General features: G+C 64.5%; 1 protein-coding gene and 1 pseudogene. Both read right to left on the minus strand.

Annotated features, from left to right (window positions below; translation table 11 throughout):
- Positions 1–34 precede the first annotated feature (34 nt).
- Positions 35–202: pseudogene (locus BJ928_RS38485) on the minus strand (DUF736 family protein); the annotation flags it as partial.
- Between the two features lie 162 nt (positions 203–364).
- Positions 365–664 (minus strand): DUF736 domain-containing protein, encoded by a 300-nt coding sequence (locus BJ928_RS38490; protein WP_047637307.1) that lies wholly within the window; start codon positions 662–664, stop codon positions 365–367.
- Positions 665–1,013: the final 349 nt, after the last annotated feature.

Here is a 1,013-nt window from a genome sequence, read left to right on the forward strand (position 1 = left end):
AGGCTCCGCCGATGGCGGAGCCTCGCGATGTCAATCAATCCCGGTTCGGGCGGGACCAGATGAGCTGGAGGCCGTCTTCGCCATCGACCTCGGCGAGCGTTGCGTAGATTGGAGCCGGGAAGCTCGGATCGTCAAGCTTGACCGAGAGGTAGTCGCGGCCCTGCTCGGAGGTTTTCTGCCAGGCGGCGCCCAGTTCGACGTTTTGCGGTGCACCGCAAAACGTCGACTATGCTGAGACGGTGATTATGCGGAGTGCCGGTTGCTGAAGGCCGGATTTGCCGGTGTTCGCGGTGGATTTTACTCCGCATAATCCCGGTAGGATTGAAGGTAGCGCCCCGCTTTGAGCGGAGCGCCTTGTTGCTGGTCAGCGGGACCAGATGAGCTTGTGCTCGGCCTTGTCGCCCTGGACCAGGGAGGCGTAGACCGGCGCCGTGAAGGACGGATCGTCGAGCTTGAGCGAGAGGTATTCGGCGTCCGTTTCGCGGGCGGTGCGGGTCCAGCCTGCTCCGAACTCGACACCTCCTGCGGTGACGCGGAAGTCTGGGGCGCGGTCGTTGTCGCGGTCGCAGGGCTTGATGGTGGCCTTGACGTTGAGAGTGAGGGTCTTGATGGTCCCTGCATGGGTGCCGGTTTCGTCGCGGGTGAAGGTGCCGATCTGAGCCATTGTCGTATCTCCTGAGGTTGTTCGAAGCCGCCCGATGCGGCCTCGATGGCGGTCGAGAGGCGACGGATTGGACGGACTGCATCCGCAGGACCGCAGCATCAGCGAAGGACGGCGGCAGCCGAGCTTGTTGGCTCGCGAGGAATGACCGCTTGCGGTCAGGGGAAGAAGGTCGGCGGAGCCGTTGCAGGCCAGGGCCGGTTCGGTGCCAGACCAGCCCAAAGAGAGGCCGTATGGGGGGCTTTCGCGCCGTCAGCAGAATGACGTGATTGATCGGTGTCGCCTCATCCGCATGATCAGCGCCGCCGCCGGGGCCGTCATCCCTCCCGTCGACCCGGCCACCATCTCCCTG

The organism is Rhizobium sp. WW_1, from assembly GCF_003610155.1.
GTDB lineage: Bacteria > Pseudomonadota > Alphaproteobacteria > Rhizobiales > Rhizobiaceae > Rhizobium > Rhizobium tropici_A.

Excerpts from the sequence above, each read along its gene's own strand:
- BJ928_RS38490 (WP_047637307.1), bottom strand. The coding sequence starts at position 664 with ATGGCTCAGATCGGCACCTTCACCCGCGACGAAACCGGCACCCATGCA.